This is a genomic window from Streptomyces sp. NPDC088745 (genome assembly GCF_044751045.1).
Classification (GTDB): Bacteria; Actinomycetota; Actinomycetes; order Streptomycetales; family Streptomycetaceae; genus Streptomyces; species Streptomyces cremeus.
Window position 1 is genome coordinate 157,714 of sequence record NZ_JBIVLB010000011.1, and the last position, 26,003, is coordinate 183,716.

Genomic DNA, 26,003 nt, shown 5'->3' on the forward strand with positions numbered 1-26,003 from the left:
CTGCCCCCCACGGACACGCCCGGCGACGAGGCCGGGCCCAGGAGTTCACGTGACCAGCACAGCGAAGACCCCATCGGCGTCCTCCGCCGGCCAGCCGGCCCCGGACCACCTCGGGCACGTCATCTTCATCACCGCCGCCGCCGCGATGGGCGGCTTCCTCTTCGGTTACGACAGCTCGGTGATCAACGGCGCCACCAAGGCCATCGGCGCCAAGTACGACATCGGGGCGGGCACCCTCGGGCAGGTCATCGCCGTCGCCCTGATCGGCTGTGCGATCGGCGCCGCGATCGCCGGCCGCATCGCCGACCGGATCGGCCGCATCCGGGTCATGCAGATCGCCGCCGTGCTCTTCACCATCAGCGCCGTGGGCTCCGCCCTGCCCTTCGCGCTGTGGGACCTCACCATGTGGCGCTTCCTCGGCGGCATCGCGATCGGCATGGCCTCGGTGATCGGCCCGGCGTACATCGCGGAGGTCGCCCCGCCCGCCTACCGCGGCCGGCTCGGCTCCTTCCAGCAGGGCGCGATCGTGCTGGGCATCGCGATCTCCCAGCTCGTCAACTGGGGCATCCTCAACTGGGCGGGCGGCGACGACCGGCACAAGGTCTTCGCCGGTCTCGAGGCCTGGCAGGTGATGCTCGGCGTCATGGTGGTCCCCGCCGTGATCTACGGCCTGCTGTCCTTCGCCATCCCCGAGTCCCCGCGCTTCCTGATCTCCGTCGGCAAGGTCGACCGGGCGAAGAAGATCCTGACCGAGGTCGAGGGCGAGGGCATCGACCTGGACGCCCGCGTCGCCGAGATCAAGCACGGCATGCGCAGCGAGCACAAGTCGTCCTTCAAGGACCTGCTGGGCAGCAGGTTCGGCTTCCTGCCGATCGTCTGGGTCGGCATCGGCCTCTCGGTCTTCCAGCAGCTCGTCGGCATCAACGTCGCCTTCTACTACTCGGCGACGCTGTGGCAGTCCGTGGGCATCGACCCGAGCCAGTCGTTCTTCTACTCGTTCACCACGTCGATCATCAACATCATCGGCACCGTGATCGCGATGATCTTCGTCGACCGGATCGGCCGCAAGCCGCTCGCGCTGATCGGTTCGGCCGGCATGACGATCGCCCTCGCCTTCGAGGCCTGGGCCTTCTCGGCCGACATGGTGAACGGCAAGCTGCCCGACACCCAGGGCATGGTGGCCCTGATCGCCGCCCACGTCTTCGTGCTCTTCTTCGCCCTGTCGTGGGGCGTCGTGGTCTGGGTCTTCCTCGGCGAGATGTTCCCCAACCGGCTGCGCGCCGCCGCCCTCGGCGTGGCCGCGGCCGCCCAGTGGATCGCCAACTGGGCGATCACCGCGAGCTTCCCCAGCCTGTCGGAGTGGAACCTCTCCGGGACGTACGTCATCTACACGGTCTTCGCGGCCCTCTCCATCCCCTTCGTGCTCAAGTTCGTGAAGGAGACCAAGGGCAAGAAGCTGGAGGACATGGGCTGAGGCTCAGTCCCCCGACGCTGCCCCGGTCCGCTCCGCGAGCCGGGGCAGCACCCGTTCGCAGAACAGCCGCAGGCTCTCCCGCCCCTCCTCCACCGGCATCCCCCCGCACAGCGGATGCAGCACCAGGCTCCGGGCGTCCAGCGCCGCGCACTGCTCCGGCGTCAGGATCCGGTACACCCCCTCGGCGCGCAGCTCCTCGACGGTGCTCGCGGTGGAACGCACCGCCGAACGGATGTCCTGGGACCGCTGCCAGGAGGCGTACGTCCGGGCCTCGTGCAGGAAGTGCCCGCCGTACGTCGCCCAGGCGCGCTCCGGGTCCTCGCTGAGGTGCAGCAGCGGTGTCTCGGCCTCCGGCATCAGGCAGAAGCCCTGCGTACCGTGCTCGGCGCACTGCTGCTCGTAGTACGCCTGGAGCTCCGGCAGGTGCGCGCTCGGGAAGAACGGCAGCCCCAGCCGGGCCGCCCGCCGGGCCGCCGCCCGGGAGCTGCCGCCGACCAGCAGCGTCGGACGGGGCCGGGTGTACGGACGCGGGGTGACCCGCACGGTCCGGCCCCGGAAGACGAACGGCTCGCCCGACCAGGCGTTCAGCAGGGTCTCCAGCAGCTCGTCCTGGAGCTTGCCGCGCCTGCTCCACTCGGCGCCCAGTTGCTCGTACTCCTCGGGCCGGTAGCCGATCCCCGCGACGGTGACCAGGCGGCCGCCGCTGAGCAGGTCCAGGACGGCGATGTCCTCGGCCAGGCGCAGCGGATCGTACAGCGGGCCGATGATCGCGGAGACGGTGACCGCGATGCGCCGCGTCGCGCCGAAGACCGCGCCCGCGAAGGCCAGGGGCGAGGGCAGCCAGCCGTTGGCGGCGCCGTGGTGCTCCTCCGTCTGGACCGTGTCGACGCCGTGCTCGTCGGCGTACGCGGCCATCTCCAGCGCGGCGCGGTAGCGCGCGGACAGCGACGCCGGGGACGCGTCGGGATCGACCAGGTTGAACCGGACCACTGAGAACGCCATGACGCGAGAATCCCCCTCCACCGGTGGAGGGGGACCTTAACTGACGGGATGTCAGATGGACAGGGTCTCGCGGGTTTCCACCGGCGTGTCGGACGCGGGCTTCTGCCGCGGCAGCACCGCGTACAGAGCGGCGGCGACCAGGATCGTGACGACCCAGCCGAGGCCGTTCGCGCCGAGCCAGGTGGTGGCCAGCGGGCCGGTGAACCAGTCGACCTTGGTGAAGAGCAGGCCCACCACCAGGGCCACGCCCCAGGCCGCCATCGCGGTCCAGGCGAAGCCGCCCCGGTACCAGTAGGCGCTGGTGCGCGTGGTGTCCATCAGAGCCTCGCCGTCGTACGACGTACGCGTGAACATGTCCACGCCGAAGACGCCGATCCACGCCGAGAACGCCACCGCGAGCAGCGTCAGGAAGGAGATGAACGAGCCGATGAAGCTGGTCGCCACCACCATCAGCAGGAAGCCGAAGATCAGGCTGATGATCGCGTTGACGCTGACCGCCCAGGCGCGCGGCACCTTGATGCCGAGGGTCTGCGCGGTGAAACCGGCCGAGTACATCGACATCGAGTTGATCAGCAGCATCCCGATCAGCGCGATGACCAGGTACGGGACCGAGATCCAGGCCGGCAGCAGCTCACCGATGAAGGACACCGGGTCCTGCGCCTTCGCCAGGTCCGGGGTGGAGACCGCCATGACCGCGCCCATCAGGACCATCGGCAGCACCACGATGCCCGCGCCGCCGATCGACGCGCCGACCATGCCCTTGGGGGAGGCGGTGCGCGGCAGGTAGCGGGTGAAGTCGGGGCCCGAGGGGACCCAGCTGATGCCGCCCGCGGCGATCGTGCCGATACCGGCGATCAGCATCGCGGTGGAGCCGGCGGGCTTGGCGAAGACGGAGGCCCAGTCGGTGTTGGCGATCAGGTAGACCAGCACCAGGACGCTGAAGACGCCGAAGAGGTACGTCGACCACTTCTGGCACACGCGCAGCGCGTTGATGCCCAGGCCCGACACGACGAAGGTGCACGTCACGAAGAGCAGCAGGGTGATGACGACCAGCGTGGTGCTGCTCTGCACGCCGAAGAGCAGATCGAGCACCGTCAGCACGGCGTACGCGCCGGTCACCGCGTTGATGGTCTCCCAGCCCCAGCGGGCCACCCAGATCAGCGAACCGGGGAAGAGGTTGCCGCGCTGGCCGAAGACCGCGCGGGAGAGCGCCATGCCGGGGGAGCCGCCGCGCTTGCCCGCGATCGAGATCAGCCCGACCAGACCGTACGAGACGACCGGCGCGGTGACCGAGACGACCAGCACCTGCCAGAAGTTCAGGCCGTTGAAGACGATCAGGCCCGCGCCCATGGTGAGCAGCAGCACGCTGATGTTGGCGGCGACCCAGGTCGGGAAGAGCTTGCCGACCCGGCCGGTGCGCTCGTTGTCGGGGACGGGTTCCAGACCGCGGGTCTCGACCGTGCCCTCGTTGCCCTCGGCAGGAGGATTTTCTGCGGTGGTGCTCATGGTGGGGGGTCCATGCCTCTCGCTCGGCACGCCACGTTGCGGGCCGGTGGGGGAGTGATCGTGAGGACTCTACGCGCGTTGACACGAGTGAGGCCATCGTACTTTGACCCGACTGCGCCCCTGAAATGGGGTATGTCGCTTGGAGGAAGCCACGACGCGGCCCCCGGGCGGACGCGTGGCCGATACTGGTGGGGTTATGGACATCCTCATCCTTGCCGTAGTCATCGCCCTGGTCGCGGTCGGCGCGATCAGCGGGCTCGTGGTCGGCAGCCGCAAGAAGAAGCAGCTGCCGCCCTCGGCGCCGCCGAGCACGCCGACCATCACTGCCCCGCCCGCCGAACCTCAGGTCGGTGAGGACGCCGCTCCGCCGAAGGACGAAGCGCGCCGCACCATCGAGGAGGTCGACCTCCCCGACGCGCCCGTCGTCGTCGAGGAGCCGGTCGTCGTGCCGGAGCCCGAGGCTCCCGCGCTCGACGTCCCCGAGCCCACCGCCGGCCGCCTGGTCCGCCTGCGCGCCCGGCTCGCCCGCTCCCAGAACTCCCTGGGCAAGGGCCTGCTGACCCTGCTCTCCCGGGACAACCTCGACGAGGACACCTGGGAGGAGATCGAGGACACCCTCCTCACCGCCGACGTCGGCGTCGCCCCCACCCAGGAGCTCGTCGAGCGCCTGCGCGAGCGCGTCCGCGTGCTCGGCACCCGCACCCCCGACGAACTGCGCACCCTGCTCCGCGAGGAGCTGCTCCACCTCGTCGGCACCGACTTCGACCGCGCCGTCAAGACCGAGAGCGGCGTCGACACCCCCGGCGTCGTCATGGTCGTCGGCGTCAACGGCACCGGCAAGACCACCACCACCGGCAAGCTCGCCCGCGTCCTGGTGGCCGACGGCCGCTCGGTCGTGCTCGGCGCCGCCGACACCTTCCGCGCCGCCGCCGCCGACCAGCTCCAGACCTGGGGCGACCGCGTCGGCGCCCGTACGGTCCGCGGCCCCGAGGGCGGCGACCCGGCGTCGATCGCCTTCGACGCCGTCAAGGAGGGCATCGCCGAGGGCGCGGACGTCGTGCTCATCGACACCGCGGGCCGCCTGCACACCAAGACCGGCCTCATGGACGAGCTCGGCAAGGTCAAGCGCGTCGTGGAGAAGCACGGCCCGCTGGACGAGGTGCTGCTGGTCCTGGACGCCACCACCGGGCAGAACGGCCTGGTGCAGGCGCGGGTGTTCGCCGAGGTCGTGGACATCACCGGCATCGTCCTCACCAAGCTCGACGGCACCGCCAAGGGCGGCATCGTCGTCGCCGTCCAGCGCGAGCTGGGCGTGCCCGTGAAGCTCGTGGGCCTCGGCGAGGGCGCGGACGACCTGGCTCCGTTCGAGCCCGAGGCCTTCGTGGACGCGCTCATCGGGGACTGACGCGGGCGCGCACCGGGGAGCGTTCCCCGGTGCGCACGGAGAAGGGCCCCACCGCATGGTGCAGATGCGGTGGGGCCCTTCGGCTCCGGTGCGTACAGCTCCTGGGCCGTCCGCGGTACGGCCCTCAGGCCAGATGCCGGTGGCAGATGTACGCCAGCGTGCCCAGCAGGAGGCGCGCCTGCGGCGGCTTGGTCGCGGTGTCCAGGGACGGCGGACGCAGCCACTGGACGTGCCCCAGGCCCGCGTGGTCCGAGGGGGGCGCGGTCAGGTACGAGCCCGGGCCCAGACAGCGCAGGTCCAGCTCCGCGTCGTCCCAGCCCATCCGGTACAGCAGTTCCGGCAGCGCCGCCGCGGCGCCCGGCGCCACGAAGAAGTGCGCCCGCCCGTCCGGCGTCACGCTCACCGGGCCCAGCGGCACGCCCATCCGCTCCAGCCGGATCAGCGCCCGGCGGCCCGCCGCCTCCGCCACCTCCAGCACGTCGAAGGTCCGGCCGACCGGGAGCAGCACCGACGCCCCCGGGAACTGCGCCCAGGCCGCCGTGACCTCGTCCAGCGTCGCGCCGGCCGGGACGACCCGCGCGAAGTCGAAGGGGTGGGCGCCGGGCGCCCGGCACAGCGGGTCGCCGCAGGAGCAGACTCCCGCGGCGGCCCTCGGTCCCGGGACCACGTCCCAGCCCCACAGCCCGGTGTACTCCGCCACCGCTGTGCCCTCTGAGGTACGGCTGCGGCGCCGTGTGCCGGAGCGCATGTCCCGGATGCCGCCGATCGTGAAGCCCATGCCCCCTCCAACGGGTCGAGCGCGCCGGTGGTTACGAGGTGGAGCGGAGCGATGACACTCCGTCACGTCGGGGGTGCCGTCGATCCGGCCTCGGCGGCGCTCCGGGGCGGCCGGGGTGGTGCGGGGCGATGCGCGCGCTGGGGTGTGCGACGCTCCGCCCTTTCCTGATCGTCCCGCGTCAAGTGAAGCGCGCCTCGCGCGACGGGAGTTCACTCGGAGGGGTGGCGAATGGTGGCGTTTCTGTAAGTGCCCTCGCTAGAGGGGTGATCGTAGGATTACTTTCAGTGCATGAACCCCGACGGTGCGCGCACTCATGGGTATGCCGGGGGCAAGCCGGATTCCCGTTCGAAGGGGCGCATTGCGGGGACACGGGACGTCAACCCAGGGCATTGTGCAAGGGGTTGCGTTCCGGCGGTCGTGGTGGATACGGAGCCGATGCAGGGCATGGATGCGGCAGGAATCCCGGAGCGCGGTGTGCGGCCCGCTCCGGACGACGGACGACGGATGGGGGGCGTTCCCGTGGGCGGCAGCAGCGCCGGTGCAGGAAACGCTGGAAAGCGCCCGAACGAGCAGCTCGGCTCGTGGTTCGCACGCAGCGGCTGGTCCAAGGGCGAACTGGCGCGCCAGGTCAACCGCCGCGCACGGCAGATGGGCGCCCACCACATCAGCACCGACACCTCCCGGGTGCGCCGCTGGCTGGACGGGGAGAACCCGCGCGAACCCATCCCGCGCATCCTCTCCGAGCTGTTCTCCGAGCGCTTCGGCGCCGTCGTCGCCATCGAGGACCTCGGGCTGCGCGCCGCACACCGGTCGCCGTCCGTGTCCGGAGTGGACCTGCCGTGGGCCGGGCCGCAGACCGTGTCGCTGCTCAGCGAGTTCTCCCGCAGCGACCTGATGCTCGCCCGGCGCGGCTTCCTCGGCTCCTCGCTCGCCCTGTCCGCGGGGCCCGCGCTGATCGAGCCGATGCAGCGCTGGCTGGTGCCCTCGCCGGCCGGCGACCCGGGACCCGCCGAGACCGCGGGAGCGTCCCGGCGGCCGTCCCGGCTGTCGGAGCCCGAGCTCAGGCTGCTGGAGGAGACCACCAAGATGTTCCGCCAGTGGGACGCCCAGTGCGGCGGCGGACTGCGCCGCAAGGCCGTCGTCGGCCAGCTCCACGAGGTCACCGACCTGCTCCAGGAGCCGCAGCCCGGCATCACCTCCAAGCGGCTCTTTCGCTGCGCCGCCGAACTGGCCGAGCTGGCCGGCTGGATGAGCTACGACATCGGGCTCCAGCCCACCGCCCAGAAGTACTTCGTGCTGGCCCTGCACGCCGCCAAGGAGGCGGGCGACAAGCCGCTGGGGTCGTACGTGCTCTCCAGCATGAGCCGCCAGATGATCCACCTCGGCCGCCCCGACGACGCGCTGGAACTCATCCACCTCGCCCAGTACGGCAGCCGCGAGTGCGCCACCGCCCGCACCCAGGCCATGCTGTACGCGATGGAGGCGCGGGCGTACGCCAACATGGGCCAGCCCAGCAAGTGCAAGCGGGCCGTCCGGATGGCCGAGGACACCTTCGCCGACGCGGGCCTGGACGACGAGCAGGACCCCGACTGGATCACCTTCTTCTCCGAGGCCGAACTCAACGGCGAGAACTCGCACTCCTACCGCGACCTCGCCTACGTCGCCGGACGCAGTCCCACCTACGCCTCGCTCGCCGAACCGGTCATGGAGCGGGCCGTGCAGCTCTTCGAGAAGGACGCCGAGCACCAGCGTTCGTACGCCCTCAACCTGGTCGGCATGGCCACCGTGCACCTGCTCAAGCGGGAGCCCGAGCAGGCCGTCTCGTACTCCGAGCGGGCACTGGAGGTCGCCGGGAGGATCCGTTCCGAGCGGGTCAACAACCGGCTGCGCAAGACCGTCGAGGGCGCGGTGCGCGAATTCGGCAACGTGGCCGAAGTCCACGACCTGACCGACCAGTTGGGGGCGAAGCTCCCCGAAGCCCTGGAGGCGGTCTAGGCCCCTTCGAGGGCCCCCGGAACCCGGCCGCGACAGCCACCCCGTGAAGCCCGACTCGGCTCCCCCACGCCAGGTCAACCGGGTCGCTGTCGCGGTCGGCCCCTGTCCGGGCGGCTGATCGCCGCGTTCATTTCCGCGTAACACGTACAACGTCTTCGTCACCCCGGCGAAACACCCGGCGGCATCCGCCGAAACCGCGCTCCGCCACTCTCAGGGCCCATAACCGGCCACCCCGCACCGGCCGGCCCCGAGACGAGGAGACGCCGATGCCCCCAGGCATCCCGACAGACGCTGTGACTTCAGGGCTTCCCGGGGCGTCACCGGCGGTGACGCTCGCCGCCGAGGCTCCGACGCTGTCCGCGGCCAACACCGGCTTCCTGCTGATCTGTTCCGCCCTGGTGATGCTGATGACGCCGGGCCTCGCCTTCTTCTACGGAGGCATGGTCCGCGTCAAGTCCACCCTCAACATGCTGATGATGAGCTTCATCAGCCTCGGGATCGTCACGATCCTGTGGGTGCTCTTCGGGTTCAGCCTCGCCTTCGGCGACGACATCGGCTCCGTGATCGGCTGGAGCCCGGACTTCGTCGGGCTGAGCGGCATCGGGCTCACCGAACTCTGGGACGGCTACACGATTCCCGTGTACGTCTTCGCCGTCTTCCAGCTCATGTTCGCCGTCCTCACGCCCGCCCTGATCTCCGGTGCGCTGGCGGACCGGGTGAAGTTCACCGCCTGGGCGCTGTTCATCACCCTGTGGGCGGTCGTCGTGTACTTCCCCGTCGCGCACTGGGTGTGGGGCGCCGGCGGCTGGCTCTTCGAGATGGGCGTCATCGACTTCGCGGGCGGCACGGCGGTCCACGTCAACGCGGGTGCGGCGGCCCTCGGCGTGATCCTGGTCATCGGCAGGCGGATCGGCTTCCGGAAGGACCCGATGCGGCCGCACAGCCTGCCGCTGGTGATGCTCGGCGCGGGGCTGCTGTGGTTCGGCTGGTTCGGCTTCAACGCCGGCTCCTGGCTGGGCAACGACGACGGCGTGGGCGCGGTCATGTTCGTCAACACCCAGGTCGCCACGGCGGCGGCGATGCTGGCCTGGCTGGCGTACGAGAAGATCCGGCACGGCGCGTTCACCACGCTGGGCGCGGCCTCGGGCGCGGTGGCCGGTCTGGTCGCGATCACCCCCTCCGGCGGCTCCGTCTCCCCGCTCGGCGCGATCGCCGTCGGTGCCGTCGCCGGGGTGGTCTGCGCGATGGCCGTGGGGCTGAAGTACAAGCTGGGGTACGACGACTCCCTGGACGTCATCGGCGTCCACCTGGTCGGCGGGGTGCTCGGCTCGCTGCTGGTCGGCCTCTTCGCCACCGGCGGGGTCCAGTCCGAGGCCAAGGGCCTCTTCTACGGCGGCGGCCTCGAACAGCTCGGCAAGCAGGCCGTGGGCGTCTTCGCCGTCCTCGCCTACTCCCTGCTGGTCTCGGCGCTCCTCGCGTTCCTCGTCGACAAGGCGATGGGCATGCGGGTCGAGGAGGACGTCGAGATCTCCGGCATCGACCAGACCGAACACGCCGAGACGGCGTACGACTTCACGGGAGCGGGCGGCGGCACGGCGCCCCGCACTCCGGTCCCGGGCCCGATCGCAGGAGCGAGCAAGAAGGTGGACGCATGAAGCTGATCACGGCGGTCGTCAAGCCGCACCGGCTGGACGAGATCAAGGAAGCCCTCCAGGCCTTCGGGGTCCAGGGCCTCACCGTCACCGAGGCCAGCGGCTATGGCCGCCAGCGCGGCCACACCGAGGTCTACCGGGGCGCGGAGTACACCGTCGACCTGGTCCCCAAGATCCGCATCGAGGTGCTGGTCGAGGACGAGGACGCCGAACAGCTGATCGAGGTGGTCGTGAAGGCCGCCCGTACGGGGAAGATCGGCGACGGCAAGGTCTGGAGCGTGCCGGTCGAGACGGCGGTCCGGGTGCGCACGGGCGAGCGGGGGCCGGACGCGCTGTAGGGCCGCAGTGCCGGGCGGGGAGGCCGGCCGGCCTCATGGGCGCGGGCCCGGCGGGGGGACGGCGGCGGCGGGAGCCGTCGCGGGGGCGGCCTTCCCGGCCGCCCCGGACCCCTTCCCACCCCGATTCCCCGACGACGAGACCCTGGTGGCGAGCGTGGCAGACATCGATCCGGCCGAACCCTCGGGACCCGGCGGCTACGCGGCGGCCCGGCTGCGGCTCCTCGGCGCGGATTCGCCGTCCGGGCCGCCGCGCCGGTCCGGGCTCTCCCGGATCACCGACGCGTGGCTCAGCGCCCTCTTCGACACCGCGGCCCGCGAGTCCGGGGTGCGCGGGGCCGCGCTCGTCGCCGTGGGCGGGTACGGCAGGGGCGAGCTCTCGCCGCGCAGCGACCTCGACCTGCTGCTGTTGCACGACGGCCGTGACAGCGGGGCCGTCGCCGCCCTCGCCGACCGCGTCTGGTACCCGGTCTGGGACCTCGGCATCGCCCTCGACCACTCGGTGCGCACACCGGGCGAGGCACGCAAAATCGCCGGCGACGACCTCAAGGTCCACCTCGGACTCCTCGACGCCCGCCACGTGGCGGGCGACCCCGGCCTCACCGCGGGCCTGCGCACCGCCGTCCTCACCGACTGGCGCAACCGGGCCGCCGGACGCCTCCCCGAGCTGCGCGCCCTGTGCCGCGAACGGGCGCAGCGCGCGGGGGAGTTGCAGTACCTCCTGGAGCCCGACCTCAAGGAGGCGCACGGCGGCCTCCGCGACGCCACCGCCCTGCGCGCCGTCGCCGCCTCCTGGGTGGCCGACGCCCCGCGCGAGGGCCTGGCGACGGCCCGCCGCACCCTCCTCGACGTACGCGACGCGCTGCACCTCGCCACCGGGCGCGCCACCGACCGCCTCGCCCTCCAGGAGCAGGACCAGGTCGCGGAGGCACTGGGCCTGCTGGACGCGGACGTGCTGCTGCGGCAGGTGTACGAGGCCGCGCGCACCCTCGCGTACGCGAGCGAGGTGACCTGGCGGGAGGCCGAACGCGTGCTCGCGTCCCGTTCCGTGCGCCCGCGGCTGAAGGCCCTGCTCGGCGGGCGCCCGGCGCCGGAGCGCACGCCGCTCGCCGACGGGGTGGTCGAGCAGGATGGCGAGGCGGTGCTCGCGCGCACCGCCCGGCCCGAGAAGGACGCGGTGCTCGTGCTGCGGACGGCGGCCGCAGCCGCGCAGGCGGGGGTGCCGGTCAACCCCCATGTCGTACGGCAGTTGGCGAAGGCGGCTCCACCGCTGCCGGTGCCCTGGCCCGCGGCGGCCCGGGAGGAGCTGGTGACGCTGCTCGGCGCGGCGGAGGCGGCGGTTCCGGTGTGGGCGGCGCTGGAGGCGGAGGGGCTGGTCACCAGGCTTCTGCCGGACTGGGAACGGGTGCGGTGCAGGCCCCAGCGCAATCCCGTGCACACCTGGACCGTGGACCGCCACCTGGTGGAGACGGCGGTGCGGGCGGCCGGGATGACCCGGCGGGTGGGCCGTCCCGACCTGCTCCTGGTGGCGGCGCTGCTGCACGACATCGGCAAGGGGTGGCCCGGCGACCACTCGGTGGTGGGGGAGACCATCGCCCGCGACCTGGCGGAGCGGATCGGGTTCGACGCGGTGGACGTCGATGTGATCGCCACGCTCGTACGCCATCATCTGCTGCTCGTCGACACGGCGACCCGGCGCGACCTGGACGATCCGGCGACGGTGCGCGCGGTGGCGGAAACGGTCGGGTCCTCCGCCACGCTGGAGCTGCTGCACGCCCTCACCGAGGCGGACGCGCTGGCGACGGGGCCTGCGGCGTGGTCGGCGTGGCGGGCGTCGCTGGTGGCGGACCTGGTGCAGCGGGTCGGCGCCGTGCTGGCGGGGCAGCCGCAGGCGGAGGCGGGACCGGCGGCACTGAGCGCGGAGCAGGAGCGTCTCACGGTGGAGGCGCACCGCACGGGCGGCCCGGTCGTGGCGCTGCGGGCACGGGAGGAGGGGGACGCCGCGCTCGGGGTGGAGCTGTCGATCGCCGTGCCGGACCAGCCCGGGGTGCTTCCGGCGGTGGCGGGGGTGCTGGCGATGCACCGGCTGACGGTGCGCACGGCGGAGATCCGGCCGGCGGACGTGCCGGTGGAGGGGGCGGAACCGGTGCTGCTGCTGGTGTGGCGGGTGGCGGCGGCGTACGGACGCCTGCCGGAGGCCGCGCGGCTGCGGGCCGACCTGGTGCGGGTGCTGGACGGGTCGCTGGACCTGTCCTCGCGGCTGGCCGAGCGGGAGAAGGCGTACGCGGCGGGCGTCCGGCGCCGGTCGGTGCAGCCACCGCCGCCCCGGGTCACGGTGGCGGCCTCGGCGTCCCGGCACGCGACGGTGCTGGAGGTACGGGCGCAGGACGCACCGGGGCTGCTGCACCGGATCGGGCGGGCGCTGGAGGAGGCGGGGGTGCGGGTGCGCAGCGCGCATGTGTCGACCCTGGGGGCGAGTGCGGTCGACGCCTTCTACGTGACGGGGGGCGCGGGAGAGCCGCTGACCGCGCGGGAGGCGGCGGGGGTCGCGCGGGAGGTGGGGGCGGCGCTGGGGGAATAGACGCCCCGTCCCGGTGGCGGGCGGCTGTCCCCAGGGGCCCTGGCCCGTCGCGTCCGCGTGGCGGAGCCGGGAGCAGGACGCCCGTACCGGCGGAATCCGACCTGGCAGGTCTCGCCCGCCCGCACGCCCGATACGCTGGGAGCCAAACTCACCCGCCCCCGACACCCGAGGACCAACGAGCGCCGTGTTCGATACCCTCTCCGACCGCCTCAGCGCGACTTTCAAAAACCTCCGCGGAAAAGGCAGGCTCTCCGAGGCGGACATCGACGCCACCGCCCGCGAGATCCGCATCGCCCTGCTGGAAGCGGACGTGGCGCTGCCCGTCGTCCGCGCCTTCATCAAGCAGGTCAAGGAGCGCGCCTCCGGCTCCGAAGTCTCCAAGGCGCTGAACCCGGCCCAGCAGATCATCAAGATCGTCAACGAAGAGCTGGTCGGCATCCTCGGCGGTGAGACCCGCCGGCTGCGGTTCGCCAAGTCCGGCCCGACCGTGATCATGCTCGCGGGTCTCCAGGGTGCCGGTAAGACGACCCTCGCCGGAAAGCTCGGCCTGTGGCTGAAGGGCCAGGGCCACTCGCCGCTGCTCGTCGCCTGCGACCTCCAGCGTCCCAACGCCGTCAACCAGTTGAGCGTCGTCGCCGACCGCGCGGGCGTCGCGGTCTACGCCCCGCAGCCGGGCAACGGCGTCGGCGATCCGGTCACGGTCGCCAAGGACTCCATCGAGTACGCGAAGACCAAGCAGTACGACGTGGTCATCGTCGACACCGCCGGCCGCCTCGGCATCGACCAGGAGCTGATGCAGCAGGCCGCGGACATCCGCGACGCCGTCAGCCCGGACGAGATCCTCTTCGTCGTCGACGCGATGATCGGCCAGGACGCGGTCAACACCGCGGAGGCCTTCCGCGACGGCGTCGGCTTCGACGGCGTGGTGCTCTCGAAGCTCGACGGCGACGCCCGCGGCGGTGCCGCGCTCTCCATCGCGCACGTCACCGGCCGCCAGATCATGTTCGCGTCCAACGGCGAGAAGCTCGACGAGTTCGACGCCTTCCACCCGGACCGCATGGCCTCACGCATCCTCGACATGGGTGACCTGCTCACCCTGATCGAGCAGGCGGAGAAGACCTTCAGCCAGGAAGAGGCCGCCAAAATGGCCTCGAAGCTGCAGTCCTCCAAGGGCGGCAAGGACTTCACGCTCGACGACTTCCTGGCCCAGATGGAGCAGGTCCGCAAGATGGGCTCGATCTCCAAGCTGCTCGGCATGCTGCCGGGCATGGGGCAGATCAAGGACCAGATCGCCAACCTGGACGAGAAGGACGTCGACCGCACCGCGGCCATCATCAAGTCGATGACGCCCAAGGAGCGCGCCGAGCCGACCATCATCAACGGCTCGCGCCGCGCCCGTATCGCCAAGGGCTCCGGCGTCGAGGTCAGCGCCGTGAAGAACCTGGTGGACCGGTTCTTCGACGCCCGCAAGATGATGTCGAAGATGGCCCAGGGCGGCGGCATGCCGGGCATGCCGGGCATCCCCGGGATGGGCGGCGGCCCCGGCAAGCAGAAGAAGCAGATCAAGCAGGCCAAGGGCAAGCGCAAGTCCGGCAACCCGATGAAGCGCAAGGCCGAGGAGCAGGCCGCCGCCGAGCGGCGTGAGCAGGCCGCCGCGCAGGGCGGTGGCGCGTTCGGCCTTCCCGCAGGCCAGGGCGGCAAGGACTTCGAGCTCCCGGACGAGTTCAAGAAGTTCATGGGCTAGCGGTCGCAGCAGCGCGTACGACGCCGTGGGCGCCCTCCTCGGAGGGCGCCCACGGCGTTTTCCGTGGGGGCGACCCCCCGCATGCCCGGGCGAAGTATGTGTCGTAACGTCCCCCTATGAGCAACCCCGTGCCGCCGCGCCAGACCCCCGACCAGCCGTGGCGGTCCGAGGGCGCCCCACCGCCGCCGCCCGAGAGGACGAAGATGCCCGGCGGCTGGGGCCGGCTCGCGCTGACGGCGCTGGTCGTCTATCTGCTCACCAACATCGTGCTGGGCTTCTTCAACGAGGGCGACGAGCCGACGGTCGCCTACACCGAGTTCAGCAAGCAGGTGACCTCGAACAACGTCTCCAAGATCTACTCCAAGGGAGACGCGATCCAGGGCGAGCTGAAGAAGGAACAGCCCGTTCCGGACGGCGAGAAGGACCAGAAGTACACCAAGTTCCTCACCCAGCGCCCGGCCTTCGCCGACGACAAGCTGTGGGACGAACTGACCGAGGACGGCGTGACCGTCACCGCGAAGCCGGTCGTGGAGGAACGCTCCTTCCTCGCGAATCTGCTCCTCTCGCTCGCCCCGATGCTGCTCCTCGTCGCGCTGTGGGTGGTCATCGCCCGGCGCATGAGCCGCGGGCTCGGCGGAGGCGGCATGGGCGGTCTCGGGCGCAAGGCGCCGCCGAAGCCCGTCGAGGTGACCGCCGACAAGCGGACCACCTTCGAGGACGTCGCGGGCATCGACGAGGTCGAGGGCGAGCTGGAGGAGGTCGTCGGCTTCCTGAAGAACCCCGACGCCTACCGCAGGCTCGGCGCCCGGATGCCCGGCGGCGTGCTCCTCGCGGGCCCGCCCGGCACCGGGAAGACGCTCCTGGCGCGCGCCGTCGCCGGTGAGGCGGGCGTCCCCTTCTTCTCGGCGTCGGCCTCGGAGTTCATCGAGATGATCGTCGGCGTCGGCGCGGGCCGGGTCCGCGAACTCTTCGCGGAGGCCCGCAAGGTGGCCCCCGCGATCATCTTCATCGACGAGATCGACACCATCGGCCGGGCCCGCGGCGGCGGCGCCGGCATGGGCGGCCACGACGAGCGGGAGCAGACGCTCAACCAGATCCTCACCGAGATGGACGGCTTCTCCGGCTCCGAGGGCGTCGTCGTCATCGCCGCCACCAACCGCGTCGACGTCCTGGACCCCGCCCTCACCCGCCCCGGCCGCTTCGACCGCGTGGTCACCGTCAGCCCGCCCGACCGGGGCGGCCGCGAGGCCATCCTGCGGATCCACACCCGGTCCATCCCGCTCGCCGCCGACGTCGACCTCGCCCAGGTCGCGCGGACGACACCGGGCATGACCGGCGCGGACCTGGCCAACCTCGCCAACGAGGCGGCCCTCCTCGCGGTCAAGCGCAAGCAGGACGCCGTCACCCAGACCGACCTGTCCGACGCCCTGGAGAAGGTGCAGCTCGGGGCGGAACGCCCGCTGGTCATACCGGAGGAGGAGCGCCGCAGGACCGCGTACCACGAGAGCGGGCACGCGCTGCTCGGCATGCTCCAGCCGGGCGCGGACCCGGTACGCAAGATCACCATCGTGCCGCGCGGCCGCGCGCTGGGCGTCACGCTGTCCACGCCGGACGCCGACAAGTACGCCTACACGGAGGCATATCTGCGCGGCAGGATCATCGGCGCGCTCGGCGGGATGGCCGCCGAGCAGGTCGTCTTCGACGTGGTGACGACGGGTGCCGAGAACGACTTGGAGCAGGTCACCAACCTGGCCAGGGGCATGGTGGGCCGCTGGGGGATGAGCGAGCGGGTCGGCCGTCTCACCGCCATCCCGTCCGATGCGCAGCAGGCGTACGGACTGTCCGCCGCGCCCGCGACGCTGGACGCGGTCGACAGCGAGATGCGCCGGATCGTCGACGAGTGCTACGCGGAGGCGATCCGGCTGCTGGAGGCGAACCGGCCCAGGCTGGACGCCCTGTCCCGGGCCCTCCTGGAGAACGAGACCCTGGAGGAGGCGGCCGCGTACCGGGCGGCGGGCATCCCCCGCCTGTCGAAGCCGGACGCCTGAGCGCTGCGCCCGAGGTGTGCGCCGGACGTACACGTTCGACGCACACGTCCGAGGAGCGCGCGTGAGGAGTACGGCCGAGGGGTGCCCGGAGCCGTCAACTCCGCTCCGAGCACACAGCCCCCAGTGCGCGGAAGCGTCAATTCCCCTCCGCGCACGGAGGCGTACGGGTGAGAGGGGCCCGTACCCCCGTCACGGCTTCCGGGCGATCAGGTACCGGAACACGTTCGACATCCAGACCGTCCCGTCCGGACGCAGGTGCGGATGCAGCGCCTCCACCAGTTCCTTCTCCACCTGCGCCGGGTCCGTCGCCCGTGCCGCCGCGTCGAAGAGACCGGTCGACATCAGGCCCCGTACCGCACTGTCCATGTCGCCGTACCCGAACGGGCAGGCCACCCGGCCCGAGCCGTCCGGCTTGAGACCGGACCGCGACGCCACGTCCTCCAGGTCGTCGCGCAGCGCCGGACGCCAGCCGCCGGGCCCGGACGACCGCGGCGCGTCCGTCAGCCGGGCCGCCAACCGCAGCACCGCCGAGGTGGCGCACCGTTCCGGCGGGCCCCAGCCGGTCAGCACCACGGGGGCGCCGCGGCCGACGAGCGGCACGGCCTCCGCCAGCGCGGGGGACAGCCCGTCGGCGTCGCCCGCCGCGCAGCCGATCGGCGCGAAGGCGGTGACCAGGTTGTACGGCGCCCCGTCGGCCGCGTCGGCGGGACCGCCGCACACCACCGAACCCGGGGCGCCCCCGGGAGCGCCGCCGTCGAGCCGCTCCCGTGCGTGGGCGGCGAACTGCGGGTCGGCGTCGACGCCGGTGACGTGCGCGCCCCGGGAGGCCGCGACGAGCAGGGCCAGGCCCGCGCCGCAGCCGAGGCCGAGCAGCCGGGTGGCAGCACCCACCTCCAGCCGCTCGTACACCGCTTCGTAGAGCGGAACCAGCATCCGTTCCTGGATCTCGGCCCAGTCACGCGCACGCGTGCCGGTACGGGCCGAAGCCGCGCTCGGGTGGTGCCGGACGAGCGTGGGTGTCATCACAAAGCGCCCCAATCCGCCGTGAGGTCGGTCGTTCCCCGTCTATGGCAACCCCCGTGTGGTGTGCGCTGCGGCACTCCCCTGTATGTCAGGGAACTCCGCATCCGTCCCCAAGTCCAGGGGGCATTGGGCAATGCTTGCGCCTTTTGCGGGGCCGGGCCACCGGTGTCGCCGCGGCCCGCTGCCGGAAGCGCGGGCGACCGTACGGCGTCTGTCCGACCGCCGGAGCCGGTGCGGGCGCCGCCCCGGTGCCACCCCGCCGCGGTGACGGCGACGGTGCGACGCCCCGGCGGCGGCCCTGCTCCTCCCGTCGCCACACGTGGCACCCGAACCGACGCACGCCCCCCGACCGGCGGCGGAGCCGGCCGCGCGGACGTAGCCGGGGATACGCACCCCCTTGGCGCGCGCTGCGCGGGTCCTCCGCAGATCGGCGCACCCGCCCTCGTCGGGAGGCATCAGCGGGAACTGACTGGTACGTGCAAATTATTTGGGATGCCCCGGAATAGGAACACGGGGGCACTCCCGGTCGTTGTCACGTCGTGAGCACGACACCACCTGTCCTCGCCGCAGAACTGGCGCAGGCGTGGGCCGACATTCAGCGGTACCACCCCGAGCTGCCCGATCTTGCCGCGCCCGAGTCCCTGATCGGAGAGTCCTCGTCCGCCTGCGGCGCGGCCCTCTCCTTCGAACGACTGCTGCACGAGGCAGTCCACGGCATCGCCGCCGCCCGCGGCATCCGTGACACCTCGCGCGCCGGTCGCTACCACAACCGCCGATTCCTGGCGATCGCCGAGGAGTTGGGCCTGGACCATCCGGAGGAGCCGCACCCCAGCAGCGGTTTCTCCCTGGTCTCGCTCAACCTCGAGGCGAAGCGCCGCTACCGGCCCACGATCGAGCGGCTGTCGCGCGCGCTGAAGGCGCACACGGTCGCGACGGCGGCGGACACCAAGCGGTCCTTCCGGGGCCCCGCCGCCCGGCACGGATCGTCCGGGGGAGGGGTGCGGGTCAAGGCGGTCTGCGACTGCGGGCGCAACGTCCGCGTGGTGCCGTCGGTGCTGGCCCAGGCCCCGATCGTGTGCGGCGGCTGCGGCAAGCCGTTCCGCATTCCGGACGTGGTGGGCGCCGCGAGCTGAGGCCGCCGGGCGGGGCCCCGGGCGGGGGGCGGCGTGCGCCGTGGCTGTGGCACAATGGGCAGCTGTACTCGACAGCCGCACAGGACCCCTCTCTCCTCCGGCTGACGCGTCCATCGGGCACTAACGAGTACCGCAACCCCACGTGGCATCCCGTGGTGCCCAACCACGTCAATTCCAGGAGAGAACACTCCAGTGCTCAAGATCAAGCTGAAGCGCCTCGGTAAGATCCGTTCGCCTCACTACCGCATCGTCGTCGCCGACGCGCGCACCCGCCGTGACGGCCGCGCCATCGAGGAGATCGGTCTGTACCACCCGGTGCAGAACCCCTCGCGCATCGAGGTCAACGCCGAGCGCGCCCAGTACTGGCTGTCCGTCGGCGCCCAGCCGACCGAGGCCGTCATGGCCATCCTGAAGCTCACCGGCGACTGGCAGGCGCACAAGGGCCTCCCGGCCCCCGCGCCGCTGCTGCAGCCGGCGACCAAGGAAGACAAGCGCGCTTCCTTCGACGCCTTCGCGAAGGCCCTCGAGGGTGGCGACGCCAAGGGCGAGGCCATCACCCCGAAGGCGAAGAAGGCCGACAAGAAGGCGGACGAGGCTCCGGCCGACGCCGCTGAGTCGACCGAGTCCTGATCATGCTCGAGGAGGCTCTTGAGCACCTCGTGAAGGGCATCGTGGACAACCCCGACGACGTGCAGGTCGCCTCGCGCACCCTGCGTCGCGGACGCGTCCTTGAGGTCCGGGTGCACCCCGACGACCTCGGCAAGGTGATCGGCCGCAACGGCCGTACCGCCCGCGCCCTGCGCACCGTCGTGGGGGCCATCGGTGGCCGTGGCATCCGCGTCGACCTCGTCGACGTGGACCAGGTCCACTGAGCATCAGGCAGTAGAGCATGTCCGGCAGGGGCCGGGGAGGGCTGAGGCCCGCCCCGGCCCGTTGTCGTTTCCGCCCGTCGTCCCCGGCGGACCGCAGTCGTACGAACAGGAGAGAACGAGAGTGCAGTTGGTAGTCGCGCGGATCGGCCGCGCCCACGGAATCAAGGGCGAGGTCACCGTCGAGGTGCGCACGGACGAGCCGGAGCTGCGGCTGGGCCCCGGCGCCGTACTGACCACGGACCCCGCAGGCGTGGGCCCGCTGACCGTCGAGACCGGCCGGGTGCACAGCGGCCGGCTGCTGCTGCGCTTCGAGGGCGTCAAGGACCGCACCGCGGCCGAGGCCCTGCGCAACACCCTCCTGATCTCGGACGTCGACCCCGAGGAGCGTCCCGAGGACCCCGAGGAGTTCTACGACCACCAGCTGATCGACCTGGACGTGGTGCTCGCGGACGGCACGGAGATCGGGCGGATCACCGAGATCACCCACCTGCCCTCGCAGGACCTGTTCATCGTGGAGCGCGAGGACGGCAGCGAGGTGATGATCCCCTTCGTCGAGGAGATCGTCACCTCGATCGACCTGGAGGAGCAGCGCGCGGTCATCGACCCGCCGCCGGGCCTGATCGACGACAGCGAGGCCGTCGTGGCCTCCACGCGCGGGGCCGAGCCGGACGCCGAAGAGGACGCAGCCGCCGAGGACGCCGGGAAGGACGCGAACTGATGCGGCTCGACGTCGTCTCGATCTTCCCCGAGTACCTGGAGCCGCTGAACGTCTCCCTGGTCGGCAAGGCCCGTGCCCGCGGCGTCCTCGACGTCCACGCGCACGACCTCAGGCAGTGGACGTACGACCGTCACCACACGGTCGACGACACCCCCTACGGCGGCGGCCCCGGCATGGTCATGAAGCCCGACCCGTGGGGCGCCTGCCTCGACGAGGCGCTCGCCGACGGCTACGAGACGGGCGCGCACGGCCCCGTGCTGGTCGTCCCCACCCCCAGCGGCCGCCCCTTCACCCAGGAGCTGGCCGTCGAGCTCTCCGCGCGGCCGTGGCTGATCTTCGCGCCCGCCCGGTACGAGGGCATCGACCGCCGCGTCATGGACGAGTACGCGACCCGGATGCCGGTGTACGAGGTGTCCATCGGCGACTACGTCCTCGCGGGCGGCGAGGCCGCCGTCCTGGTGATCACCGAGGCGGTGGCCCGCCTGCTCCCCGGCGTCCTCGGCAACGCGGAGTCGCACCGGGACGACTCCTTCGCCCCCGGCGCGATGGCCGACCTCCTGGAGGGGCCCGTCTACACGAAGCCGCCCGAGTGGCGCGGCCGCGGCATCCCCGACGTCCTCATGAGCGGCCACCACGGGAAGATCGCCCGCTGGCGCCGCGACGAGGCCTTCCGCCGTACGACCGTGAACCGGCCGGACCTGATCGAGCGCACCGATCCCGCCGCCTTCGACAAGAAGGACCGGGAGATGCTCTCGATCCTGGGCTGGCGACCCGGTCCCGACGGGCGATTTGGGCGCAACCCCGAGGCCGTGGAAGAATGAGCAGCTGTTGTCCGTCCACGTGCGCCCCTGCCACAGGGGGAACGACGCCCGTGACGACGTGAACAGCACTCCCTTTCGTCTCGACACATGCCGCTGATGACCTGTGGCATCAGCGAAGAAAGCAGACTCACATGTCTCACCTGCTCGACTCCCTCGACGCCGCGTCGCTGCGCAGCGACGTCCCCGCCTTCCGTCCGGGCGACACGGTCAACGTGCACGTCCGCGTCATCGAGGGCAACCGCTCCCGTGTGCAGCAGTTCAAGGGCGTCGTCATCCGCCGCCAGGGCGCGGGCGTCCGCGAGACCTTCACGGTCCGCAAGGTCTCCTTCTCCGTCGGCGTCGAGCGCACCTTCCCGGTGAACTCCCCGATCTTCGAGAAGATCGAGGTCGTCACCCGCGGTGACGTGCGTCGCGCCAAGCTGTACTACCTGCGCGAGCTGCGCGGCAAGGCCGCCAAGATCAAGGAGAAGCGCGACAACTGATCGCGCCTCCGGCGTCCGGAACCGGCCGGATAGGCTCGGGTTCCGATGGACACCGAAGCAGCACAACACACGGAGCGCGACCGCTCCTCCGACTCCCCTCCGGGGGACGAGGAGCGGTCGCGCTCCGTGCGTTCCTCCCGCCCGCCGAGCCGTCCACTGATCCGCCCGCTGACGTACGCCGTCGCCTGTCTCGCCTTCCTCCTGCTGCTCAGCGGCCTGGTGATGCAGCCCTTCCTGATCCCCAGCACCTCGATGCAGCCCACCCTCCAGGTCGGCGACCGGGTGCTGGTGAACAAGCTGGCGTACCGTTTCGGGGCCGAGCCGCGCCGCGGTGACGTGGTGGTCTTCGACGGGGAGGGCTCGTTCGTACGGGAACGGCCCGAAGGCGATCCCGTCACGGGCGCCCTGCACTGGGCCGCCGCCTCGCTGGGCCTGGCGGAGCCGGACGAGAGCGACTTCGTGAAGCGGGTGGTGGGGGTGGGCGGTGACCGCGTCGTCGTGGACGGCCGGGGGAGGCTCTCGGTGAACGGGCGCCGCGTCGAGGAGGGGTACCTCCATCCCGGCGACAGCGCGTCCCGGGTGCCCTTCGACGCCGTGGTGCCCGAGGGGAAGCTGTGGGTGATGGGCGACCACCGCTCGCGCTCCAGCGACTCCCGCGACCACCTGGGCAGCCCCGGCGGCGGCATGGTGCCGGTGGAGCGGGTGATCGGCCGGGCCGACTGGATCGCCTGGCCGCTGGGCCGCTGGGGGGCTCCGCAGCGTACCGACGCGTTCGACGGCGTACGGGACGCGACGGGCGCCCATGGGTAGCCGCGGCCGGGACCGGGCGCGGCCACAGGAACCGCTGCCGACCGGCAGCCGCTCCACGCGGCCCGTGGACGCCGGGGAACGGCCGGGTCCCGGCCGGGCCGAGCGGCGCAGGCTGGCGCGGAAGGTGAAGCGGCGGCGGCGCAGGTCCGCGGTCAAGGAGATACCCGTCCTCGTCGTCGTGGCGCTGTTCATCGCGCTGGTGCTGAAGACGTTCCTGGTGCAGGCCTTCGTGATTCCGTCGGGCTCGATGGAGCAGACGATCCGGATCGGTGACCGGGTGCTGGTCGACAAACTGACCCCGTGGTTCGGGTCGCGTCCCGAGCGGGGCGAGGTCGTGGTCTTCAAGGATCCGGGCGGCTGGCTGGAACAGGAGAAGAAGCCGGCGCAGGAGGACCCGGTCGGCGTCAGACAGGTCAAGGAGGGGCTGACCTGGATAGGGCTGCTGCCGTCCGCGGACGAGCAGGACCTCATCAAGCGGGTGGTCGCGGTCGGCGGCGACACCGTGAAGTGCTGTGACAGCAATGGTCAGGTCACCGTCAACGGCGTGCCGCTCAGTGAACCCTATGTGTTTCCGAACGACCGGCCCTCGACGACCGCCTTCGAGGTCGAGGTGCCCCGGGGGCGGGTCTTCGTGCTCGGCGACCACCGGTCGAACTCGGCCGATTCGCGTTTCCACCTGAACGAGAAGTACCAGGGAACGGTCTCGGAGGAGGACGTTCTGGGCCGTGCCTTCGTGATCGGCTGGCCGGTCGGGCACTGGCGGAAGCTGGAGATCCCCGACACCTACTCCCGCGTGCCCGATCCGCGCGCCGGGACGGCGGCTGCGGGACGAGGGTCGAATAGGGTGGCGTCCCAGGATCGTCAGGTCCTACTCCCGAGCCCAGGGGAACTCCCGCTCGTTATGGGAGTGGTGGGCCTGCGCCTCATCGGGCGCGGGCGGTGGCACGGAGTGAGGAGTGGTTGTGGGGGATGTGGCGGTCGGTGCCAGGTCCGGACACGAGGGACCCGAGGAGCGGCCCGAGCCCGAGCGGCGTGCCGATGCGCCCCCGCCCGTGACCGGCCCTCCGGCGACGGAGCAGCGGAGCGGTGGAACGGTGAGTGACGCGCAGGACGGCCGGAACGACGGCGGCAGCAGCGAGAACGAGGGCGCGAAGAAGCAGCGTTCCTTCTGGAAGGAGCTGCCGCTCCTCATCGGCATCGCGCTGCTTCTGGCGCTGCTGATCAAGACCTTCCTGGTGCAGGCCTTCTCGATTCCCTCGGAGTCGATGCAGGAGACCCTCCAGAAGGGCGACCGGGTGCTGGTCGACAAACTGACCCCGTGGTTCGGCGCGGAGCCGGAGCGCGGCGAGGTCGTGGTCTTCCACGACCCGGGCGGCTGGCTCAACGACACCGCGGTGGTCGAGCCCAACGCCGTGCAGAAGGTGCTCAGCTTCATCGGACTGATGCCGTCCGCCGAGGACAAGGACCTGATCAAGCGGGTCGTCGCGGTCGGCGGCGACACCGTGGAGTGCAAGACCGGCGGTTCGGTCCACGTCAACGGCAAGGCGCTCGACGACAGGTCGTACATCTCGCCGCAGGGCACCCCGTGCGACGACCAGCCCTTCGGCCCGCTGAAGGTGCCGGAGGGCAAGATCTGGGTGATGGGCGACAACCGGAAGAACTCGCTCGACTCGCGCTACCACCGCAACCTCCCCACCAAGGGCTTCGTGGACACCGACGAGGTCGTCGGGCGGGCCGTCGTGGTGGCCTGGCCGATCAGCCGCTGGGCGACGCTGCCGGTGCCGGACACCTTCGAGACGTCGGGTCTGGCGAGCGCGACCACCGCGGCGGTCTCGGTGGCGCCCGGCGCGCTGGGCCTGGCGGGTGCCCTCCCGCTGGTGCTCTGGCGACGGAAGAGGCTGTCCGGGACTCGTACCGGCCGGTAGGGTGCCGTCCCGGATCGTTGGTCTCCGAAAGCAGGGGGAGCGCTGGGATGGGCGGAACAGGACGCAAGGAAGACGGCCGCGGCCGCCTCGGCAATGTGCTGTCGGGGCTGGCCGTGGCCGTCGGCTGTGTGCTCTTCCTCGGCGGGTTCGCCTGGGGGGCGCTGGTCTACAAGCCCTACACCGTGCCGTCGGACTCGATGACCCCGACGATCAACACCGGGGACCGGGTGCTCGCGCAGCGTCTGGCGGGCGAGGAGGTGCGGCGCGGGGACGTGGTGGTCTTCACCGACGAGGTGTGGGGCGCGATGCCGATGGTGAAGCGGGTGGTCGGCGTCGGCGGCGACAAGGTCGTCTGCTGCGACAAGCAGAACCGGCTCCAGCTCAACGGCAAGGCGCTCGACGAAACGTATCTGCCGGCCGCGTCCCGACAGGGGGACGCCGTCACCTCGTTCAGCGCGACGGTGCCCGAGGGGGAGCTGTTCCTCCTCGGCGACGAGCGGAGGACCTCGGTGGACTCCCGCGGCCACCTCGGGGACTCTACCCGGGGCACGGTCCCGCTGGCCAAGGTCGACGCCCGGGTGGACGCCGTCGCCTGGCCCGTCGGCGGCGTGGTGGAGCGGCCGCGCGCCTTCGCGGAGCTGCCGGGCGGGGTGTCCGCGCCGGGGCCGGTCAGGCTCCTGGTGGCGGCGGTCGTCGCCGGCGCGGTGCTGATCCTCGGCGGGGCGGCGTACGGACCGCTCGCCGCCGCGGCCCGACGACGGAAGGCGCGTACATGACGACCGGGGCGACGGGCACGGACAACGTGCTGGGCAGGCCGCTGCGGAAGGCCGCGCGGGTCGTCCTGCTCGACCCCGAGGACCGGGTGCTGCTGATGCACGGCTTCGAACCCGCGGAGCCGGACCGCAGGTGGTGGTTCACCCCGGGCGGCGGCCTGGAGGGCGAGGAGACCCCCGCCGAGGCGGCGCTGCGCGAGGTCGCGGAGGAGACGGGGATCACCGACGTGGAGCTGGGGCCCGTGCTGTGGCGGCGGGTCTGCTCCTTCGTGTTCGACGGGCGGCGCTGGGACCAGGAGGAATGGTTCTTCCTCGCCCGTACCCGGCAGACCCGGACGGTTCTGACCGGCCTCACCGAGCTGGAACGGCGCAGCACGGCGGGGCTGCGGTGGTGGTCCTCCGCCGCGCTGTCGGCGACGCGTGAGACGGTGTACCCGACCAGGCTCGCCGAGCTGCTGCGCACGCTGCTCGACGAGGGTCCTCCGAGTACGCCGATCGTCCTGGCCCCGGAAATCGCATAGGGGCGTACGGGGCTGGCGCACAATAGGGGGACGCACGGCTGAAGGGGAACATGCCATGAGCGCCGAGGACCTCGAGAAGTACGAGACCGAGATGGAGCTGAAGCTCTACCGGGAGTACCGCGATGTCGTCGGTCTGTTCAAATATGTGATCGAGACCGAACGGCGCTTCTACCTCACCAACGACTACGAGATGCAGGTGCACTCGGTCCAGGGCGAGGTGTTTTTCGAAGTATCCATGGCGGACGCCTGGGTCTGGGACATGTACCGGCCCGCCCGGTTCGTCAAGCAGGTGCGGGTGCTCACGTTCAAGGACGTGAACGTGGAGGAGCTCAACAAGAGCGATCTGGAGCTGCCGGGAGGCTGAATGCCCAGCGGTCCCTCGGACGGGTGACGGAGTTTTCCACA

24 protein-coding genes are annotated in these 26,003 nt (G+C 71.7%); 20 read left to right on the plus strand and 4 right to left on the minus strand.

The genetic code is table 11. The features are described 5' to 3' along the window. Positions 1-49: 49 nt before the first annotated feature. A complete protein-coding gene (locus tag ACIP93_RS26370) occupies positions 50-1,474 on the plus strand; it encodes a sugar porter family MFS transporter (RefSeq protein WP_345228121.1) in 1,425 nt (474 codons plus the stop codon). A gap of 3 nt (positions 1,475-1,477) precedes the next feature. Here ACIP93_RS26370 and ACIP93_RS26375 read toward each other — a convergent pair whose 3' ends face one another. Together ACIP93_RS26375 and ACIP93_RS26380 are read right to left on the minus strand one after the other, a co-directional pair. Beyond that, complete coding sequence (locus ACIP93_RS26375) at positions 1,478-2,476, minus strand: LLM class flavin-dependent oxidoreductase (protein ID WP_401762221.1); 999 nt, start codon at positions 2,474-2,476, stop codon at positions 1,478-1,480. 51 nt (positions 2,477-2,527) lie between these two features. Further along, positions 2,528-3,982 (minus strand): cytosine permease, encoded by a 1,455-nt coding sequence (locus ACIP93_RS26380; protein ID WP_401762224.1) that lies wholly within the window; start codon positions 3,980-3,982, stop codon positions 2,528-2,530. Between the two features lie 196 nt (positions 3,983-4,178). On the opposite strand from ACIP93_RS26380, the gene ftsY reads away from it, so the two are divergent. Then, positions 4,179-5,387, plus strand: a complete 1,209-nt coding sequence (ftsY, locus tag ACIP93_RS26385; RefSeq protein ID WP_345228118.1) for a signal recognition particle-docking protein FtsY — start codon at positions 4,179-4,181, stop codon at positions 5,385-5,387. A gap of 124 nt (positions 5,388-5,511) precedes the next feature. Here the strand turns inward: ftsY and ACIP93_RS26390 are convergent, their stop codons facing one another. Continuing rightward, on the minus strand, positions 5,512-6,165 hold the full coding sequence (locus ACIP93_RS26390; RefSeq protein ID WP_401762227.1) for a bifunctional DNA primase/polymerase: 654 nt from the start codon (positions 6,163-6,165) through the stop codon (positions 5,512-5,514). Positions 6,166-6,684: 519 nt separating this feature from the next. Between ACIP93_RS26390 and ACIP93_RS26395 the strand changes: the two genes are divergently transcribed. The 6 genes from ACIP93_RS26395 (at position 6,685) to ftsH (ending at position 16,520) form a co-directional block, all read left to right on the plus strand. After that, the gene (locus tag ACIP93_RS26395; protein ID WP_401762416.1) at positions 6,685-8,160 is read left to right on the plus strand and encodes a hypothetical protein; all 1,476 of its coding nucleotides are present in this window, start codon (positions 6,685-6,687) and stop codon (positions 8,158-8,160) included. A 266-nt stretch (positions 8,161-8,426) separates the two neighbouring features. Then, on the plus strand, positions 8,427-9,815 hold the full coding sequence (locus ACIP93_RS26400; protein WP_345228116.1) for an ammonium transporter: 1,389 nt from the start codon (positions 8,427-8,429) through the stop codon (positions 9,813-9,815). After that, entirely contained in the window at positions 9,812-10,150 is a 339-nt protein-coding gene (locus ACIP93_RS26405; RefSeq protein ID WP_003965965.1) for a P-II family nitrogen regulator, read from the plus strand. The genes ACIP93_RS26400 and ACIP93_RS26405 overlap by 4 nt, the downstream gene beginning before the upstream one ends. Positions 10,151-10,295: 145 nt before the next feature. Further along, positions 10,296-12,728: a [protein-PII] uridylyltransferase gene (locus ACIP93_RS26410; RefSeq protein WP_401762231.1), complete on the plus strand. Its 2,433-nt coding sequence runs from the start codon at positions 10,296-10,298 to the stop codon at positions 12,726-12,728. Between the two features lie 184 nt (positions 12,729-12,912). After that, entirely contained in the window at positions 12,913-14,472 is a 1,560-nt protein-coding gene (ffh, locus tag ACIP93_RS26415) for a signal recognition particle protein (RefSeq protein WP_345228115.1), read from the plus strand. 116 nt (positions 14,473-14,588) lie between these two features. Beyond that, positions 14,589-16,520 carry an ATP-dependent zinc metalloprotease FtsH gene (gene ftsH, locus ACIP93_RS26420; RefSeq protein WP_401762234.1) on the plus strand — a complete coding sequence of 644 codons (1,932 nt, stop codon included), beginning with the start codon at positions 14,589-14,591 and terminating at the stop codon, positions 16,518-16,520. 189 nt (positions 16,521-16,709) lie between these two features. Here the strand turns inward: ftsH and ACIP93_RS26425 are convergent, their stop codons facing one another. Continuing rightward, positions 16,710-17,543 carry a methyltransferase domain-containing protein gene (locus ACIP93_RS26425; RefSeq protein ID WP_401762236.1) on the minus strand — a complete coding sequence of 278 codons (834 nt, stop codon included), beginning with the start codon at positions 17,541-17,543 and terminating at the stop codon, positions 16,710-16,712. Between the two features lie 539 nt (positions 17,544-18,082). Between ACIP93_RS26425 and ACIP93_RS26430 the strand changes: the two genes are divergently transcribed. The 12 genes from ACIP93_RS26430 to ACIP93_RS26485 all read left to right on the plus strand — a co-directional run bounded on the left by ACIP93_RS26430 (position 18,083) and on the right by ACIP93_RS26485 (position 25,962). After that, positions 18,083-18,676, plus strand: coding sequence for a hypothetical protein (locus tag ACIP93_RS26430; RefSeq protein ID WP_345228108.1), 594 nt, complete (start codon positions 18,083-18,085; stop codon positions 18,674-18,676). Between the two features lie 192 nt (positions 18,677-18,868). Further along, the gene (gene rpsP, locus ACIP93_RS26435) at positions 18,869-19,306 is read left to right on the plus strand and encodes a 30S ribosomal protein S16 (RefSeq protein WP_345228106.1); all 438 of its coding nucleotides are present in this window, start codon (positions 18,869-18,871) and stop codon (positions 19,304-19,306) included. Between the two features lie 2 nt (positions 19,307-19,308). Further along, the gene (locus tag ACIP93_RS26440) at positions 19,309-19,548 is read left to right on the plus strand and encodes an RNA-binding protein (RefSeq protein ID WP_033266910.1); all 240 of its coding nucleotides are present in this window, start codon (positions 19,309-19,311) and stop codon (positions 19,546-19,548) included. Between the two features lie 121 nt (positions 19,549-19,669). Next, positions 19,670-20,266: a ribosome maturation factor RimM gene (gene rimM, locus ACIP93_RS26445; RefSeq protein ID WP_345228103.1), complete on the plus strand. Its 597-nt coding sequence runs from the start codon at positions 19,670-19,672 to the stop codon at positions 20,264-20,266. Continuing rightward, a complete protein-coding gene (gene trmD / locus ACIP93_RS26450; RefSeq protein ID WP_345228101.1) occupies positions 20,266-21,087 on the plus strand; it encodes a tRNA (guanosine(37)-N1)-methyltransferase TrmD in 822 nt (273 codons plus the stop codon). The genes rimM and trmD overlap by 1 nt, the downstream gene beginning before the upstream one ends. 131 nt (positions 21,088-21,218) lie before the next feature. After that, the gene (gene rplS / locus ACIP93_RS26455) at positions 21,219-21,569 is read left to right on the plus strand and encodes a 50S ribosomal protein L19 (RefSeq protein ID WP_345228099.1); all 351 of its coding nucleotides are present in this window, start codon (positions 21,219-21,221) and stop codon (positions 21,567-21,569) included. A 45-nt stretch (positions 21,570-21,614) separates the two neighbouring features. Continuing rightward, a complete protein-coding gene (gene lepB, locus ACIP93_RS26460) occupies positions 21,615-22,379 on the plus strand; it encodes a signal peptidase I (protein ID WP_401762242.1) in 765 nt (254 codons plus the stop codon). Next, on the plus strand, positions 22,372-23,481 hold the full coding sequence (gene lepB / locus ACIP93_RS26465) for a signal peptidase I (protein WP_401762245.1): 1,110 nt from the start codon (positions 22,372-22,374) through the stop codon (positions 23,479-23,481). The genes lepB (ACIP93_RS26460) and lepB (ACIP93_RS26465) overlap by 8 nt, the downstream gene beginning before the upstream one ends. After that, a complete protein-coding gene (lepB, locus tag ACIP93_RS26470) occupies positions 23,474-24,304 on the plus strand; it encodes a signal peptidase I (RefSeq protein ID WP_345228091.1) in 831 nt (276 codons plus the stop codon). Before lepB (ACIP93_RS26465) ends, lepB (ACIP93_RS26470) begins: the two co-directional genes overlap by 8 nt. Positions 24,305-24,351: 47 nt before the next feature. After that, on the plus strand, positions 24,352-25,080 hold the full coding sequence (gene lepB, locus ACIP93_RS26475; RefSeq protein WP_401762248.1) for a signal peptidase I: 729 nt from the start codon (positions 24,352-24,354) through the stop codon (positions 25,078-25,080). After that, a complete protein-coding gene (locus ACIP93_RS26480) occupies positions 25,077-25,598 on the plus strand; it encodes an NUDIX hydrolase (RefSeq protein WP_401762251.1) in 522 nt (173 codons plus the stop codon). The genes lepB (ACIP93_RS26475) and ACIP93_RS26480 overlap by 4 nt, the downstream gene beginning before the upstream one ends. A gap of 55 nt (positions 25,599-25,653) precedes the next feature. Beyond that, positions 25,654-25,962 (plus strand): DUF2469 domain-containing protein, encoded by a 309-nt coding sequence (locus tag ACIP93_RS26485; RefSeq protein WP_185034425.1) that lies wholly within the window; start codon positions 25,654-25,656, stop codon positions 25,960-25,962. The last annotated feature ends 41 nt before the right edge of the window (positions 25,963-26,003 follow it).